Annotated in this window: 1 protein-coding gene; it reads left to right on the plus strand. The window is 69.0% G+C overall.

The genetic code is table 11. From position 1 onward, the window contains the following. Positions 1-739 (plus strand): MMPL family transporter (locus KUM32_RS35665; protein WP_217146067.1); only part of this gene is annotated, 739 nt, incomplete at both ends.

Here is a 739-nt window from a genome sequence, read left to right on the forward strand (position 1 = left end):
GGCGAGGACGGCACCTGGCTGTCGGTGGTGCCCAGCGTCGGCTCCTACAGCGACGAGGGCCAGGACGTGGTGCGCGACGTCCGCGCCACCAACGCCCCCTTCGACGTCAAGGTGGGCGGCACCGGGCCGGCGTTCCACGACACCATGGACTCGCTCGGCGACCGACTGCCGTACAGCATCGCGCTGATCGCCGTCTCCACCTTCGTCCTGCTCTTCCTGCTCACCGGCAGCGTCCTGGTGCCCGTCAAGGCGCTGGTGCTCAACCTGCTCAGCCTGACGGCCACCTTCGGCGCCATGGTCTGGATCTTCCAGGACGGGCACCTGCAGTGGCTGGTGGGCGACTTCACGGTCACCGGCGGCATCGTGGCCACCACGCCGATCATGATGTTCTGCGTGGCGTTCGGCCTCTCCATGGACTACGAGGTCTTCCTCCTCTCGCGGATCAAGGAGGAGTACGACCTGACCGGCGACAACACCCGCTCCGTCGCGCTCGGCCTGGAGCGCACCGGCGGCATCGTCACCGCCGCCGCCGTGCTCGTGGCCACGGTCTTCCTGTCCTTCGTCGTCTCCGGCATCACGTACATGAAGATCCTGGGCCTCGGTATGGCACTGGCCGTGATCATGGACGCGACCCTGGTGCGGGGCGTGCTCGTGCCGGCCTTCATGCGGCTGGCCGGCAGGTGGAACTGGTGGGCCCCCGGCCCGCTGGCCGGCCTCCACCAGCGCTTCTGGCTCAGGG

This window comes from Streptomyces sp. AC627_RSS907, from assembly GCF_019049165.1.